Source organism: Streptomyces sp. NPDC057939, from assembly GCF_042887545.1.
Taxonomy (GTDB): domain Bacteria; phylum Actinomycetota; class Actinomycetes; order Streptomycetales; family Streptomycetaceae; genus Streptomyces.
Genome location: NZ_JBHVPG010000032.1, coordinates 1 through 14416, shown reverse-complemented (window position 1 = coordinate 14416; position 14416 = coordinate 1). Strand labels below are relative to the sequence as shown.

Sequence of the window (14416 nt, the reverse complement as noted above, 5' to 3'; positions counted from 1 at the left end):
TTCGGACGACGGGATGGGGCTCAGGCGGCGGTGGCGAACTGAACGTCCGTGACGAGCAGGGAACGGACGGCCCATTCGACGAGGTGCCCGTGGGCCATGGGCGGCGGATCGTCACGAGGACGCAGGTGCAGGTCCGCGGTGGGGCCCAGTGCGACCAGCAGACGGCCGTCGGAGCATCCGCGCAGCCGAGCCTGCGGAAGGCAGCGGAGCTCGGCGAGGTGGGCGGCGGCGGAGATCTCCGCCAGGCGGCGCCGGAGCACCGGTGCGACGACAGCGCCGAAGCGGTTCATGCGTATGGCGTCGTCGCTGCAGGACCGTGCCAGCTCGCCGTCGACGAAGTAGATCTCCACCCGCACCCCAAGAATCGCTTGCGTTTACCTACTGGGTGCATGGTACCGTCCTTCAAAGATCGATAAGTTTCATGCACCCATTGGGTAAATGAAATGTTCAGGCTTGGTCGTGTCGTGCACCTCTGCCACCGCCCCGTGACCGAGCTGCCGTGCCCCTGGCCCATGACCGGAACGGAGAACTCCCATGACCGAACCCACAACAGTCCCCAGCCCGTCCGCCCGGCGGATCAGCGTTTTCGTCGACGGTCACGAGTACGACATCGCCCGCCGGCGAGCCACCCCGGCGCAGCTGCGCCGACTCCCCGACCCCGACATCCCGGGCGGCACAACGATCTGGCTCGACATCCCGGACGCGCCCGACCGTCGCCTCACGGAGGACGAGCCGGTCGACCTGCAGGACGGCATGCGCTTCTTCTCCGACCCCCAACGCATCACGATCCTCATCGACCGACACCGCTACGAGGTCATCCGCAAGCGGATGACCGGGCAGGAGATCCGCGCCCTGCCCGAGTCGCCGATCCCCGACGACCGGGACCTGTGGCTCGACGTCGTCGACCAGCACGACCGCAAGATCGACGCCGACGCCGTGGTACGCCTGCACGACGGCATGCGTTTCTTCACCGCCCCGGGCAGCATCAACCCGGGCGACGACGGGGTGCCGCGATGATGAACCTGCCCGCCGAGGACCACGCCGCCCTGCGTGAGGCGAGCCTCGACTACGAGGTTTTCGAGGACAACGGGATGCTCTGTGTCCAGCTCACCGACTTCCCGCTCCCCGACGGCCTGAACGCCGCGAAGGCGGACATCCTCCTGCGCCTACAGGCGCTCTACCCCGACGTCCCGCCGGACATGTGGTGGATCTCGCCCGCCCTGACCACGGCCGCAGGTGGCACGATCCCCGCGACCGAAGTTCACGAGACCCACCGGGGCCGGACCTGGCAGCGCTGGTCGCGCCATCTCCCGCCGTCCGCGTGGCAGGTCGGCACCGACAACCTGAAGAGCTACATCGCGCTGCTACGAACCGAACTGGCCACCGCGGGAGGCGCTGCGTGAACCGCACCACTCTCACCCTCACCACCGAGGTGGCCGACCGGCTCATCGCGATCGCCGCCCGCCCGGTCGAGAGTGCCGCGGTCCTCCTCACCCGACGAGCCGCGCTACCGGGCGGCGGTCTCCGACTGCTCGGCGTCCGTCTGCTCGAAGTACCCGACGCCGCCTACCACGAACGCACCGAAACGGCTCTGAGCATCTCCTCGGACGGATTCATGCCCGCCCTGCGAGAAGCCGAAAGCGTGGGAGCCACCGCGATCTGGGTCCACACCCATCCCGCGCCGGGTTCAGCTCCGGTCCCGAGCCGTCGTGACGCTGCGGTGGACGCGCACCTCGCCGATACCTTCCGCGCCCGTACCGCCAGCGGGCTCTACGGAACCCTGATCGTTGCCCCTCACGAAGGTGCCATGACCTTCACCGGCCGCATCGAGGGCGAACACCAGGCAGCCATCGACCGGATCCTCATAGCCGGGCCCACCTTCCGCCTCCTGCGATCATTCGACTCCGACACCCCGGAACTTCCCGACCTCCACGACCGCCAGATCCGCGCATTCGGCACCGAGATCCAGCGCGTCCTCGGAGACCTCAACATCGCCGTCGTAGGCGCGGGAGGAACCGGCTCCGCCGTCGCCGAACAACTCGTCCGACTCGGAATCCGCCACCTCACCCTGATCGATCCCGACACCCTCTCGACCAGCAACCTCACCCGTGTCTACGGCTCGGCCCCCTCCGACGTCGGCCGCCCCAAAGTTCACGTCCTGGCCGAACACCTCACCCGCATCGCCGACGGCGTCACGGTTGAACCGGTGGTCGGGAGCGTCAGCCGGCGCGCAATCGCCCAGCATGTCGTCGGCGCGGACATCGTCTTCGGATGTACCGACGATGAAGCCGGGCGGATGCGGCTCTCCCGCTTCTCGTACGCCTACCTGACCCCGCTCATCGACTGCGGCGTCAAGATCACCGCAACCCCCCAGGGCCAAATCCAGGACGTCATCGGCCGCATCACCGTCCTCCACCCCGGCTCCGCCTGCCTGCTGTGCCGCAGGCGAGTCACCCCCGCCCTCGCCGCCGCTCAAGAACGAGCTGCCGAGGAACAAGCCCAACTGTTCAAGGAGGGCTACGCTCCAGGACTCCCAGGTATCGAGCCCGCCGTCGTCGCCTACACCACAGCAACCGCCGCAGCCGCCGTGAGCGAGCTCATCGAACGGCTCGTCGGGTACGGACCTACCCCTCGTCCGAGCGAAAGCCTTCTCCTCTTCCACGACCGCCGGACCTCCTCCAACCACCTGGAGCCCGTGCCGGGACACTACTGCTCAGCTGTAGACGTAGCGCACTACGGAGATACCGAGCGCTACTGGGGACTGAATTGGGCCGCCTGAGGCTACTCGCGCGCTGGTTCCGTTCCCGGCCTTGGCGACGGCGGTGGCACATCGGTGAAATCGTCACGACCATCCACGACCTTCCCCAACGGATCCCACGCAGAGCAGCCGTACTTGTGGCCAACGGACGCATCACGAAGTGGATCGCCTTCGATTGCCCCTGCACGGAACGCCACCGGGTGATCCTCAACCTCAACACCAAAATCCGACCCAGCTGGACCGTGGGAAGCTCCACCCCACTCACGATCTCACCCAGCATCGACGAACTGCGCGGAGACAAACGCTGCCACTACCTCATCAAGGACGGGCACATCGACTGGATATAAAACAGTTGGAGCGGGCCTTGCGCCCCGCGCGCGGGCCGCCGCGTGGTGCTAACGCTGATGGTTGCGCTCGGGGAGGCCGCGCAGACGGCCGCGATGGCCTACCGGCTGATGATGACCATCACCGACGCGGTCCGCCGCGCCACCCAGAAACGGCTTACCGGCAAGGAGGAGGAACTCGGCGAGGACGCGGCCGAGATGGCCTCGGGCTGGTCGGCCGAGCAGCTGCGCGGTGTCATCGGCGACGACATCCTCGCCGAGCTGATGCAGGGTGCGGACTGGCCGGTGATGGCCCGCCGGCTTGTCGGCCTCCAGCAGGCCGGAGTGGACCTCTCCACGTTTTTGCCGCAGATGGGCCGCATGACCGCCGGGGTCCACCAGGCGGTGGTGGCCAACGCGACGCGGACGAAGGCGGAGGGCACCGACCGGTGGGCCGACCTGCTGAAGGCGACGATGCCCGAGGGCCTGGTGCGCGACGCGATCCTCGCCTCCCCGGCCTGGCCGGACATCGCCGCCGCGATGGGCCGCCTCGACGCCCGCGGTATCGACGTCTCCCGCATCCTCGTGGACGCGCACGCCGCCGGAGCCGGCGTCGACCAGGCCGTCGCCGCCGTCACCACCGCGGCCGCCGCCAAGGCACCCGCGCCCGCCCCTGCCACCCCAGCACCCACCGCCACCACCACCCCCGCCCCGGCCCCTGCTGCTCCCGGTGCTGTGGCGCCGCCGGCCCGGGGCTCGCGCATGGTCGGCTCCGGCGACCCGTGGGCCGCGCCCGCGGCGGGACGCGTACCCGCCCCCGCCCCCGCCCCCGCTCCCGCTCCCGCCCTGGCCGCCGCTGCCGCGCCGGTGCGGGAGGCCGCCGACCCGTGGGCGCCGCCCGCCAGCGTGGATGCGAGGCGTTCATGGGGCCCGCTGACCGAGGGTCTGAACGTGCCCCGGGACCTGGACCTCGGCGACCGCGCGAAGGCCTTGGAGCAGCTCGACGTCAACCCGCTCGCGCACGCCACGATCGTCGGCCTCGTCAAGGACGTGCTGCCCGAGACGCAGGTCGGTCTCCTCGTCGGCGCACGCCCCTGGCCCCTGCTCGCGGCCCGCATGAACCAGATCCGCGACCAGGGCGGCCCAGCCCTCCTCGGCGCACACCTGGCACGTCTGAAGGACGACACCTCCTTCAAGGAGGCCTCGGGTGCCGCCGCGGTCGGCCGTCTCGTGGACGCGACCCTCAACTCCCTGACGACACCGCCCTCGGAACCTGCCGCGCCCGCGTCCCCGGTGCGGATCCGGGTCTCCGCGACGGCGGCCCGCTCCCGCTCGACCACCACCCCGGCCGCGGCGGCACCCGGCCGGCAGGCCCCGACCGAAGCAGCGGTCCCCGCGCACCGGCAGCAGGCCGGACCGGCCAGGGGCGCGGGGCGTACGCGGTGAGTCCACCGATCGACCGGATCGAGGGTGAACCTGTGAACCGGCCGGTGGGCCCGTCGCTGCCGTGTACCGCGGTGGTGGCGTTCTTGTCGGGGGGTGTGCCTGCTGGTGCTGTTCGGGACGCTGCCCACCGGTCCTGTCCTGGGCCGGCTGCTGTCGATGGTGGGCACCCTCGCCGTCATCGTCGGGGGCATCTCGGTGACCCTGTGGCGCGTGGCGCGGGGTGATCGACCGCCAGGCGGGGGCCGCTGAACCGGCCGGCCGCTCCGCCCCGGGTGGGGGAGAGGAGGGTCTCGCCCTGCACGTCCGGATGCGGGCAGCGGTGCTCACCGCAGTGTAGGGGTGCCGGTGGTGGCGGGTGGGCGTCCCTCGTGCGGGGTGCCTTTGGTGGTGGCCCGTGTCGCCGGCGGTGTCCCCGCTCTTGACCCGGCATGACGAAGTACTTGGCATTCTCTCGCCTGGCAGTGACCGCGTTCACCGTTACGTCGGCCGTTGCGGCCGGTGGCCTGCTGGCCGCGTCTCCGGCCGCCGCGGGCGGGATCGGCGACTTCCTCTCACCCGCGTTCGGAACCAGTTGCACCAACCACCACGGCACACTGGCCGGCGGTGTCACCACTTCGGGCACCGGGGCTGGTGACGGCAACCTGTTGGGACTGCCCCTGGGCAGTCCTCTCAACCAGTGCGGAGGGGCTGACCTGAGCGTGCAGAACGCCGGGAGCACCGAAGCATCCGGCGAGGGAGCCATCGCGGCGGAGAGCGAAAGCCTGAACGTCGTCCAGAGCTAGGCGTCGGCAAAGGGGGGCGGCTCGGGGCGTCCCGCCGGTAAAACGCCGGCGGGTGGGCGGAGTGCTCCCAGCCTGCGGGTGTGGGCGTCGACGACGACCTGGTGGTTGGTGGAGTACCTGTAGTTCTTGGACTGCGCGGCGATGCTGTGGTCCCGGGTGGGCACGAGAGTGCCGTCCACGATCAGCACCGCATCCTTGGCAAACCGCTTCCGTTGCTTCAGCGCGAGCAAGGGGGCGACGTGGTCCACGATGCGGTCAGCTGCCGACTTGGACACACCGAACAGCGGCGCGATCTGCCGCAACGTCAGATTGGTCCGCCAGCAGGCCGCGACCAACAGGACCCGGTCCTCCAGCGAAAGACTCCAGGGTCGGCCCGGCCGCACGGTGTCGGCACCCTCGCGGCGGAGCACGGTCATCAGCTTGCGGAACTCTCGCGGGCTCAGCCCGGTGAACGGGGCTATCCAGGAAGGCTCTGACGCCGTGATCACACCAGCCATGCCAAGATCATTCCACTGCTTCGGGATCCTCCTGCGCGTAGGCAGCCCGGCAGCGTTCCACCTGCTCGGTGACCTGCTCCATGAACCAGCGCATGATCTCGTAGGGGATGACGTGCTCGTCATGGCTGTGGATGTGGACAGTCGGCTCCAGAGTCGGATCCTCGTCAGGGACGAACGCCGCCAGAAAGGCAACCCCGTGCGTGTGAGTCGGGCTGCCGGGGATCTCGGCCCACGCTGCTGGCGCTGGCACGGCCTCGCTCAGCTCCAGCGTCCAGGCGTTGTCAGGTCCCGCGTAGAGGGATAGGACAGCGTAGTGCCGGCCCGCGTGTTCTCTCAGTTCTTCTGGCATTTCCGCAGGCTGCCACAGCTGCCCGTCCGGAGTCGCGCCGATATCCGGTCGAGGACCCGCTCCTCGGAGCCTCAGCCACGCGGCTCAACCAGCGGTTACGGGACAACCCTTTGGGCTCGCAGAGGATTAACTTGTGGGTTCTAGGTCTTGACACCGCAGCTCAGGGCTTTGCGCGCCAGCATGTTGTTCTTCTGCGAGCCCTTAGGCGGTGAGCTTGAGGGCGGTGTCGCTGAGCGGCTACGGAATCGACCCACCACCGTGGCGACGTTGCTGCCGCACAGCTGGGTCCGCGACGGCGAAGGCGGGGAGTGGTCGGGAAACCGTCTCTCCTTCGAGGCGATGCAACGCCGCGCCTCCTCCGGTGGCCGGAGCCCGCCCAAGGCGCTGCCCGCCCATTTCAGCACCTTCGACGTCCCTCAGGTCGGGGCTGCGTGTCCACTCGTTTGAGTTGAAGTGCTGCAGATCCTATTCGGCTCCTCTTGCTGGGCGCTTAGCGTCGTGCCGGTATCGACCAGGACAGAGGCGTCCGACGGGAAGGCCGCTGTCACTGCATCTGAGGGGATGGACCGGACAGCGATGGCACAGGACATGACAGCCGCATCGGAACTGGCGGTGCTGCGAGCTCTGGAGCGAGCGGGAAAGCGCAAAGTCCCCCGCTCCGAGCGAGGCAGGTTGAACGTCGTCCCGCCGTGGGAGATCTACGCCCACCGGCCGCCGGTGGACCCGACCGATCTCGACAAGGCGCTTGCCAATGCCTGGGACCTTCCCGCAGCAGTGGGGTTCTCGGAGGAGCTGATCTCTGCTCTGGACGCCTACGCTCGAACTCTCCTCGCCTCCGGCCACGCGTTCAACCGAGATGATCTGCAGCGAGTCCTGGCACGCCTCTGACCGTGTGCGCGGGACAGGTCGGGCGTGAGCCGTAAGAGGTCGAGATCTCCGTCGTGGTCAGCACATCTCCCGGACACCCGCACAGTGTCGGCTCACACCAGCGGCTTCCCGAGACGCCCGTCCCGGGAAGCCGCTGGTGTTAGTGCTCGTCTTCACACCGGTGAGTTCCCGAATCCAGAAGCCCGTGGGCGCGGTCGACCAGGAGCTCCCCATGATTGAGGGTGTACGGGCGCGCTGCCACCTCCGGATCGGCCATGATGATCACTTGGGCCCGCCCCACGACGTTCATGTCGATGGCTTCCTCGGCACCGAGAAGCACTTGGTCGACGTAGGCGGCGTAATGCCGGGCCGCGCCTGGGCGCCGGTCCAGAGCGAGGCGGGCCGCACGAAGTTCTGCTTCGGTGAGTTCACCGGCTTCGCGGCGGCGCTGGCAGCCGCGGCACAGGTGGATCAGATGCCACGGGTCGGGGGCCTCCGGCCTCAGGCCGGTCTTGCGCAAGAATGCCGGGGTTCTCCTCGCGGCGAGGTTCTCCAGGGCGACGATGTCGTGGGGCTGGGGGAGCTGCCGGGTCGGGTGGGACATGGTGCACTCCGGGCTGAGCGCGAACAGCAGCCTCCGAGTGGCGTCGGACATGCGCGGCGGTTCCCCCTGAGAGGCAAGCTCCTCCTCTTCGCGGTGGGCCTGATGCCACAGCCGTTCGAACCGATGGAGGGACCTCTCGATACCGGTCTCCTGCCTGATGCCCACGCCCCAGTCGGGGACCCGCAACGTCAGTCGGCCTACGATCGCCATCGTCAGACGATGTTCGGGCACCTTGGCCAGCCGGAACGCGTTGTGGACCCCGCTGGGGCTCTTGCCGATCGCCTCGGCCAGCTCCCGGACACTGGGCAGCCCAGCCCGGCGATGCAACAGGTGAAGCTCCTGGTTGAGGTCTCGTCGCGCACCGGGTGGTAGATCCGGCCGTTCGATATCTCCGAGGCGTCCCATAAGGACCTTGCCCTTCTCCCATGCGGATTCGGTGTGTCAGCGGGCTGCGGGGCTGCGTTGCCCAGCGCGAGCGACGCGACGCCGGCGCCATTCGAGCCGGGCCCACCGGGCACCCCAGGCAGCTAGAGCGACGAGGAGCCCGGATGCGACGTTCTCAACGATGTTCATGCTGAAACCCTCCCAATGCCTGTGGGGCGAATGGACAGATCTGAACACCGAGCTCGCAACTTTCCCCGACCAACAGAAAGAGGCCCTGGGCAACGACGCCCAAGGCCTCTCTGCAGTCTTCGCCTGACCGTCCAGCTCAACGCCAACGGCAACCAGTGTTACGCCCAATCCACGCCCACCGCGGCGAGGGCGGCGAGTTGGTCGGCGGTGAGTTTGTCGCGTCGGCTCTTGGTGTTGGAGACCCACACGCCGAGCTTCACCACCACCGGCCCCGCCTCGCCCTCGACCGCGATTTCCTCCCCGTGGGCCCTGGGGACGGGCCGGTGGGCGCCTTCCCGCTCTACCCACTGTGTGAGGGCGTCCAGGCCCCGCTGGAATGCCTGCTGCGCCTTGCTCGGCCGGTTCGTCCCGTGGCTGTCCGCGGGTGCGGGAGAGGGTGCCTGGTCGGGTTGTACGCCCAGGACGGTCAGCCGTGCCTGCTGCTCGGGCAACAGGCGCGCCCAGGTGGCCGGCTGCTTCTGCTGCTGGAGCCAGCGTCCGATGTCGTCGCCGTCCAGCAGCACGCCCGGGGCGATGTGGGGGAGGATGCCGTCGGCGTCGACCAGGTCGGCGAGGCCGCGGTAGTGGCGCTGCCAGTCCAGTGGCCACGGGCAGTTCCAGTCCTTGTCGATCGCGGTCAGCTGCGCCGCGCGCTCGGCGGCCCGGTCGGGGTCCTTGCCCAGGCCGTTCTTCGCGCCTGTCCTGCGGAGGTTGGCCATGTGTTGTCCGATGGGCATCATCTGGTCGTCCTCGACCCACATGGCATCTTGTCGGGGCGCGAGGTGTCCGGTGGCCCGACGGTAGGCGCGGAGTGTGGCGAGCTTGGCCTCCCATGCCTCTTCGCCCGGCTCCCACACCATCCCGGCCTCCGGCGCGTCCAGCAGGGTCTTGCGCCGGTCCTCCAGTTCCCCGGCCCGCAGGTTCTTGCGCTGCTGGTGCACCCACCGCCCGAGGGGGAAGTCCTTGGTGACGCCGACTTCGACCTCCACGTCGTAGGGCACGGCGTAGACGCCGGTGATCTTGTTCTCGGCCCGCCAGCGGAGCAGGGCTTGGTAGCCCTCCAGCCAGACCAGGGATTCGGGCCGGTAGACGCGGGTGCGCAGAAAGGCGGCGATGGTGGCGGCGTCGCGTGGGCTGGAGAAGTGGAGCAGCGTCGACTCGGCTGCGGCGTCGGCGTCCTGGTCCTCGCTGTCACCCTCGCCGCCTGTTTCGATGATCTGTCCGTCTTCGTCGCGCCGGATGTGGGTCTTGCGCTTGCCGTGGGTGTGGGCGCGGGAGGCGAGCTGTTCGACGAGGCGTTCGTCATGGCTGCGGAGGCCTTGGAGGACGGCTACGAGGGGCTTGTAGCTGGCGGAGGCGATCATGTCGGTTGGGTCCTCGTTCGGCTCCAGGAAGACCGGCACGATGATCCTGGCGATCTTCGTGGTCCCGTCCTTGTTGAGCCGGAGCGCCCGGCCGATGTTTTGGACGATCTCGACCTGGGAGCCGCGGGTGTCGGCGAAGCAGATCGCCTCCACCCCGCGCTCGCCGGTGATGTCGACGCCTTCGCCGAGGACGCGTACGGAGGCGAGGAAGGCCCGGTGCACGCGGCGGTTGTCGGCGTCGATGCCGTTGGCGAACTGGCGCAGGACCTCCCGGCGCTCGGTGACGAGGTGGTCCCCGCACAGCCAGGCCGACCACACCCGGTCCGGCGGGACGTGGCGGCCGCTTTCCAGCTCGTAGAACTCGGCGTCGATCGAGGACTTCGGCAGCTTCTCCGCAGAGGCCAGGTCGACGTCGGAGGCGTCGGTGACGTACAGCTCGGCCGCCGTCTCGGGCAGCTTCTCAGCGAACGCGGCTGCCTCCTCGACCTTCTGGTGGAAGGTCATGACCGTACGGAGGTTGTACGCCGCGGCGTGCTCCAGGAGCGCGGTTTGCAGCAGCGCCAGACGCCGGCCCCGCTGGGCCTCCTCGGACTCGCCCAGGACGGGGGAGGGGTCGCGGAGCTCCAGGACGTCGATCTCGAACCCGGCGAGGATCCCACGTTCGATCGCCTCGGACAGTCCGAGCTCGGCGAGCCACGCGCCGTAGGTGCCGTTCGGGTCGTCGGCCATGGACGCGATCTCCGCCTCCCGGCCGCCGGCCTTTTGCGGCCGGGCCGCGGCCAGGATGCGGGGGGTGGCGGTGAGGTAGAGCCGGTAGTCGGCGGGGATGCGGGTGTTGTTGTGGATTGCGGCCCAGGGTCGTCCGAGGTCGCCGGTGGTTCCGTGGGCCTCGTCGACGATGGCGAGGTCGAAGCCCGCCATCTGCTGTCCGTACAGCCGCTGCCCGCCGGCCAGGGCGGCTTCCAGCGGTCCGCGAACCGTCTGCCGACCTCCGGGTGCGTCGATGTCTTCGCGGTCCACGAGGGAGGCGTAGGTGGCGAACACGATGATCGGCCCGGTCCCGGCCCAGAGGGCGAGCTGGATCGGGTTCGTGGTGGTGCGCACCCCCAACTCGTTCAGCACCGGGTCGTTCTCCAGCGAGCACACGGCGACCGTGGGGGCCTGGTGGCCGACCAGTCGCCATGCCTGGGCGGTTTGTGCGAGGAGGTCCAGGGTGGGGACGGTGACGAGGATCCGGCCGCTCGGAAAGGATTCCAGCGCGCAGGCGGCCGCCGTGATCGTTTTCCCCGACCCGGTCGCGGAGACGATGGTGCCCCGGGCTCCCCGCAGGGGCAGTGGTGATTTTGCGGGAATTCCCACCCATTTTCGGAACGCCGATTTCTGATCGACTTGGTGTTCACGGAGCTGGATCAAAAGAATTCGCCCGGTTCTGGAAGGACCTGATCGACGGCGATGATCCGGTATTCGCCGTCCTGGTATGGGCTGCCGGGCCAGTCGAACAGTCTCCGAGCGTGTTCGACGGCCGCGCCGCCGGACGCGGCGAAGATGTGGCGGACCACCACTGCTTGTTGGTCCGAAGCGGTGGTCGCCCGCGCGGTGATCCGGTAGACGCGGTGCCGCAGTACCTCGATCGGCAGCCCGGCATCCGCTTGTTCGCTCCAGCGAGCTTCGGTGGCCTTGCGCTGCGCACGCAGCTCTTCCTGGCGCGCTACGCGATGGTCCTCGTCGGGGGAGTACACGGCCATCCGCTGTTTCGTCATGACCCGTACGATCCGTTGCCATTCGAGTCTGTGGGAAACGGCCATGTCCGTCTCGGTCGGCTTGCGTGGCTCCTTCGGTGCGGCGAGCGCGCGCTCTTCACGGTCCTGGGCTGTCCGGAGCTGTTCCTCCACCTCGTTCAACGTGAGTCCGGAAGCCCGCCTGACCACAGAAAGGCGGATCAATTCCTCCGGATGGTATTCGTAGACAGGCATCCCCAAACCCTCTCCAAGCGAACCGATCCGTGTGGTTGATTTTTGCCAAACGTACATGCTCAGTCAGCATGATGCAGCCAAATATGGACCCAGTCGGCCGCGGCGACGGATCCCACGATCCTGATCAGCCCATCGAAGCTCCCGAACCGCACGGACGGTGGGGTCAGGAGTCCATGGAACGGCGGGGCCTGGGTTGATATGCGGGGGTTGCGGGTACGGCCGGGGGAGTCGACGGAGGGGGACTTCATGGGGGCGGCGTTACTTACTCTTGGTGCTGCTGTGTTGGGGGGTCTAATCACGCTTACGTCAGTGCTGTTGACGCAGCGAGGGGCGGAGAGGCTTCGGAGGGAAGACGGGGAACGTTCGGACCGGCATCGGTTGGAGGATCGGAAGCACGCTTGGGACACCCGGATTCTTGAGGGGCGGCGAGCGTCGTACGCCCGGATCAACGCTGCTGCCCGCAGCGCCAGGGATGCTGTGGTGTCGTGCAGTGTTGAGTTCCTGGAGTCGGGGCGGCTCGAACCGGAGACCGGCGCGGCGATGGACAGTGTCTGGGGGGTCTATGTCGCGGAGCACGCGGAAGCGCAGATGAGCGCCTCCGATGAGGTCCTCGTCGCGCTGGGGGCGGTCAACGGGTCCCTTCGGAAAATGTATGGCCTCGTCCAGGGATTGCGTAGAGGCACGTTGGATCGGGAGTCGGCTCTGCAAGAGTTGGATGTACGCCGAGCCGAGTTGTGGGAGCGGTTGACCGCGGCAAGGGATGAGATGCGGAAGGATCTCGGTATCGCCCCCAGTACCTGGCAGCCGGGTATGCCCCAGGGGGCGCCTTGTAGTCGCTGAGTTTCCTGTTTCTCTCATCGCAGGTTGGGTCGTGACCGCCCGCGTGCAATCCCGAAGGTCGATGCCGTTGGGGTTTCGGTGCCGGCCCCGTCGACGGGGACCCGAGTGGGAGTGACTGACTGTTGGCCACGTCGTACCTGACTCTGGAGGTGGGCTGTCAGTGTTGCCGCCCGAGCTGGTGGTGGAGGTTAAGGCGTTCCTTTCAGATGACGCTTGGACAGCGTTACCATCCTGCTTCTGCCCAGGCCAGTTGAGCGTCGCTCAGCGGGGGGTCGAAGCCTTCTGGGAACATCAGCATGATTGGTTGCGGCCATACGCTTTCGGGCCCGTGGTCTTGGCAGTGCAAAGTGATGAGGTGCGGTTCTTCCTTGCAGGCTTCGTCCGGATAGAAGCAGTTATGGGTGTGGCAGTAGTACCCGAACACTGAGCAGCGATCGTCCTCGCTCGGTTCGTAGAGGCTGGGGTCACGGACGATCTGGGTCACGGGATCTTGTCGGTTGAACCGGGGGATGGGCCGGGGGTCGCGCCACAGTAGTCGGGGAGGGAGCATGCGCCCATCGTGCATGGAGGCCCCCGCCTTCGGTACAGGATTGTTGTCGCAGCGCCTTCCCGTAGGCAGCGGCCTGGGGATGAGCCCAGGCCCTGTGAGTGGAGCGACATCGTCAATGGAGTGAAGACCTGACCCCGTGAAACGGGGTCACCTCGGTCTGTGCTCCGAACCAGTCCGGAGCACAGTGCAGGACACCCGCCCGAAAGGCGGGCCCGGCTCGGCGTAGCTGGGCCCTCTGAGCGCGGCGACCCGGTCTCTTCCTCAGAGTGCAGCGCTGGGGGATGTTCCTGGGATGGGTGGGTGGCGTGCTGGCTGGGGATGTCGGGGCAGACGGCACTCGACGGACGTCTTTGGTGTTGGACAAGGGAGTGCTCGGGCATGGAACTGGCTGGGACGACGTGGCCTGACGGGTCGGTGGGGAAGGTACTCGCGGTGGTGCTGTTCGTGGCTTTGGTGTGCGTGTTCTCCTGGGGCTTGTACCGGAAGAAACGCTGATGTTGAGCTGACTCAGCCCCGGCCCCACCTCGGTGTTTCGGACCGGCACACTCGACCGACGACGCAGCCTGAAGTGGCCTGGCATGATCTCGTCATGGCTATCACCATGGAGTTTTTTGTGGCCGGCAGCGACGCGATGGCTGCCGGGATGAGGCCCCGGGACCGGGACCATGGTCTGCCGGCGGTCTTTCTGGAGGGGTTTTATCCGGAGGAGGCAGTGCTGGAGTGGGAGAGTCTGTTCATCGGGGAGCCCGTACGGCGGATCACCGGGCCGCGGATGGTCGTACCCATCAAGAACGATGGTTTCGGGGTGTTCGAGGTAGGTGAGGTTCTCCGCACGAGCCTGGCTGGTAGTGACGCGAGGCGATTGGGCGAGATCGCCGACCTGTGGGCTGCGTTGGATTCGCGACTGGACGACGAGGTCTCAGCAGAGGAGGCTGCGGGGATCCTCAGAGAAGTCGGAGCGGTGGCTAAGGAAGCCACCAAGACCGGTCAAGGTCTTTACTGCTGGCTTTTCGCGCCCTGAGGCGATCACGCTGCCGCCAGTCACCCACAATTCTGGCAGCTCGCGGGAGTAACACCCTGACCCACCCCACAAGCCCTCCGCAGGCGGGTGATGGCTACATCGACGCACAAAGCCATCACCCGCCACAGAGCAGTACGTGGAGGGGCATCCGGTCGCGATGCGGAACGAGGAAGACACCAATCACCCGAGACACCTGGACACCTGCTGCCAGGGTGGGGGAGCGGAGCGGACCCACCCCAACGGGCCGAAGGCCCAGACCCCGTGAAACGGGGTCACCCCAGCCTGCGAAGCAGCAAGTTCGGGCGAAGCCCGAACCTGTCCGAAGCGAAGCGCAGGACACCGGCCCGAAGGGCCGACCCCAGGGCCGGCGCAGCCGGCCCTGGCGAGCGCAGCGAGACCGGTTTCTCTCCTATGCGCGCAGCGCATAGGG

15 protein-coding genes and 1 pseudogene are annotated in these 14416 nt (G+C 68.1%); 9 read left to right on the top strand and 7 right to left on the bottom strand.

The window, feature by feature from the left end; genetic code table 11:
• Positions 1-20 precede the first annotated feature (20 nt).
• The gene (locus ACFVS6_RS28375; protein WP_389708155.1) at positions 21-350 is read right to left on the bottom strand and encodes a hypothetical protein; all 330 of its coding nucleotides are present in this window, start codon (positions 348-350) and stop codon (positions 21-23) included.
• Positions 351-534: 184 nt separating this feature from the next.
• Between ACFVS6_RS28375 and ACFVS6_RS28370 the strand changes: the two genes are divergently transcribed.
• From ACFVS6_RS28370 to ACFVS6_RS28340, 7 genes are all read left to right on the top strand, one after another.
• Complete coding sequence (locus ACFVS6_RS28370) at positions 535-1017, top strand: multiubiquitin domain-containing protein (RefSeq protein WP_389708153.1); 483 nt, start codon at positions 535-537, stop codon at positions 1015-1017.
• Positions 1014-1403, top strand: a complete 390-nt coding sequence (locus ACFVS6_RS28365) for an E2/UBC family protein (protein ID WP_389708152.1) — start codon at positions 1014-1016, stop codon at positions 1401-1403. The genes ACFVS6_RS28370 and ACFVS6_RS28365 overlap by 4 nt, the downstream gene beginning before the upstream one ends.
• Complete coding sequence (locus ACFVS6_RS28360; RefSeq protein WP_389708150.1) at positions 1400-2779, top strand: HesA/MoeB/ThiF family protein; 1380 nt, start codon at positions 1400-1402, stop codon at positions 2777-2779. Before ACFVS6_RS28365 ends, ACFVS6_RS28360 begins: the two co-directional genes overlap by 4 nt.
• 116 nt (positions 2780-2895) lie before the next feature.
• A complete protein-coding gene (locus ACFVS6_RS28355; RefSeq protein ID WP_389708148.1) occupies positions 2896-3105 on the top strand; it encodes a DUF6527 family protein in 210 nt (69 codons plus the stop codon).
• A gap of 57 nt (positions 3106-3162) precedes the next feature.
• On the top strand, positions 3163-4527 hold the full coding sequence (locus ACFVS6_RS28350) for a hypothetical protein (protein ID WP_389708146.1): 1365 nt from the start codon (positions 3163-3165) through the stop codon (positions 4525-4527).
• 93 nt (positions 4528-4620) lie between these two features.
• Positions 4621-4776, top strand: a complete 156-nt coding sequence (locus tag ACFVS6_RS28345) for a hypothetical protein (RefSeq protein ID WP_389708144.1) — start codon at positions 4621-4623, stop codon at positions 4774-4776.
• A gap of 179 nt (positions 4777-4955) precedes the next feature.
• Positions 4956-5309, top strand: coding sequence for a hypothetical protein (locus ACFVS6_RS28340; protein ID WP_389708142.1), 354 nt, complete (start codon positions 4956-4958; stop codon positions 5307-5309).
• A gap of 44 nt (positions 5310-5353) precedes the next feature.
• Here the strand turns inward: ACFVS6_RS28340 and ACFVS6_RS28335 are convergent.
• Together ACFVS6_RS28335 and ACFVS6_RS28330 are read right to left on the bottom strand one after the other, a co-directional pair.
• Positions 5354-5806, bottom strand: a pseudogene (locus ACFVS6_RS28335) (transposase family protein); the annotation flags it as partial.
• Between the two features lie 7 nt (positions 5807-5813).
• Entirely contained in the window at positions 5814-6155 is a 342-nt protein-coding gene (locus tag ACFVS6_RS28330) for a hypothetical protein (protein ID WP_389708140.1), read from the bottom strand.
• Positions 6156-6731: 576 nt separating this feature from the next.
• Here ACFVS6_RS28330 and ACFVS6_RS28325 point away from each other — a divergent pair.
• Positions 6732-7043 (top strand): hypothetical protein, encoded by a 312-nt coding sequence (locus tag ACFVS6_RS28325; RefSeq protein ID WP_389708138.1) that lies wholly within the window; start codon positions 6732-6734, stop codon positions 7041-7043.
• Positions 7044-7182: 139 nt separating this feature from the next.
• Here ACFVS6_RS28325 and ACFVS6_RS28320 read toward each other — a convergent pair whose 3' ends face one another.
• The 4 genes from ACFVS6_RS28320 to ACFVS6_RS28305 all read right to left on the bottom strand — a co-directional run bounded on the left by ACFVS6_RS28320 (position 7183) and on the right by ACFVS6_RS28305 (position 12899).
• Positions 7183-8031, bottom strand: a complete 849-nt coding sequence (locus ACFVS6_RS28320; RefSeq protein ID WP_389708136.1) for a hypothetical protein — start codon at positions 8029-8031, stop codon at positions 7183-7185.
• A gap of 326 nt (positions 8032-8357) precedes the next feature.
• The gene (locus ACFVS6_RS28315; protein ID WP_389708134.1) at positions 8358-11015 is read right to left on the bottom strand and encodes a Helicase associated domain protein; all 2658 of its coding nucleotides are present in this window, start codon (positions 11013-11015) and stop codon (positions 8358-8360) included.
• Positions 11012-11575, bottom strand: coding sequence for a hypothetical protein (locus ACFVS6_RS28310; RefSeq protein WP_389708132.1), 564 nt, complete (start codon positions 11573-11575; stop codon positions 11012-11014). The genes ACFVS6_RS28315 and ACFVS6_RS28310 overlap by 4 nt, the downstream gene beginning before the upstream one ends.
• 1063 nt (positions 11576-12638) lie before the next feature.
• Positions 12639-12899 carry a hypothetical protein gene (locus tag ACFVS6_RS28305; protein WP_389708130.1) on the bottom strand — a complete coding sequence of 87 codons (261 nt, stop codon included), beginning with the start codon at positions 12897-12899 and terminating at the stop codon, positions 12639-12641.
• A 655-nt stretch (positions 12900-13554) separates the two neighbouring features.
• Between ACFVS6_RS28305 and ACFVS6_RS28300 the strand changes: the two genes are divergently transcribed.
• Positions 13555-13986, top strand: a complete 432-nt coding sequence (locus ACFVS6_RS28300; RefSeq protein WP_389708128.1) for a hypothetical protein — start codon at positions 13555-13557, stop codon at positions 13984-13986.
• Positions 13987-14416: the final 430 nt, after the last annotated feature.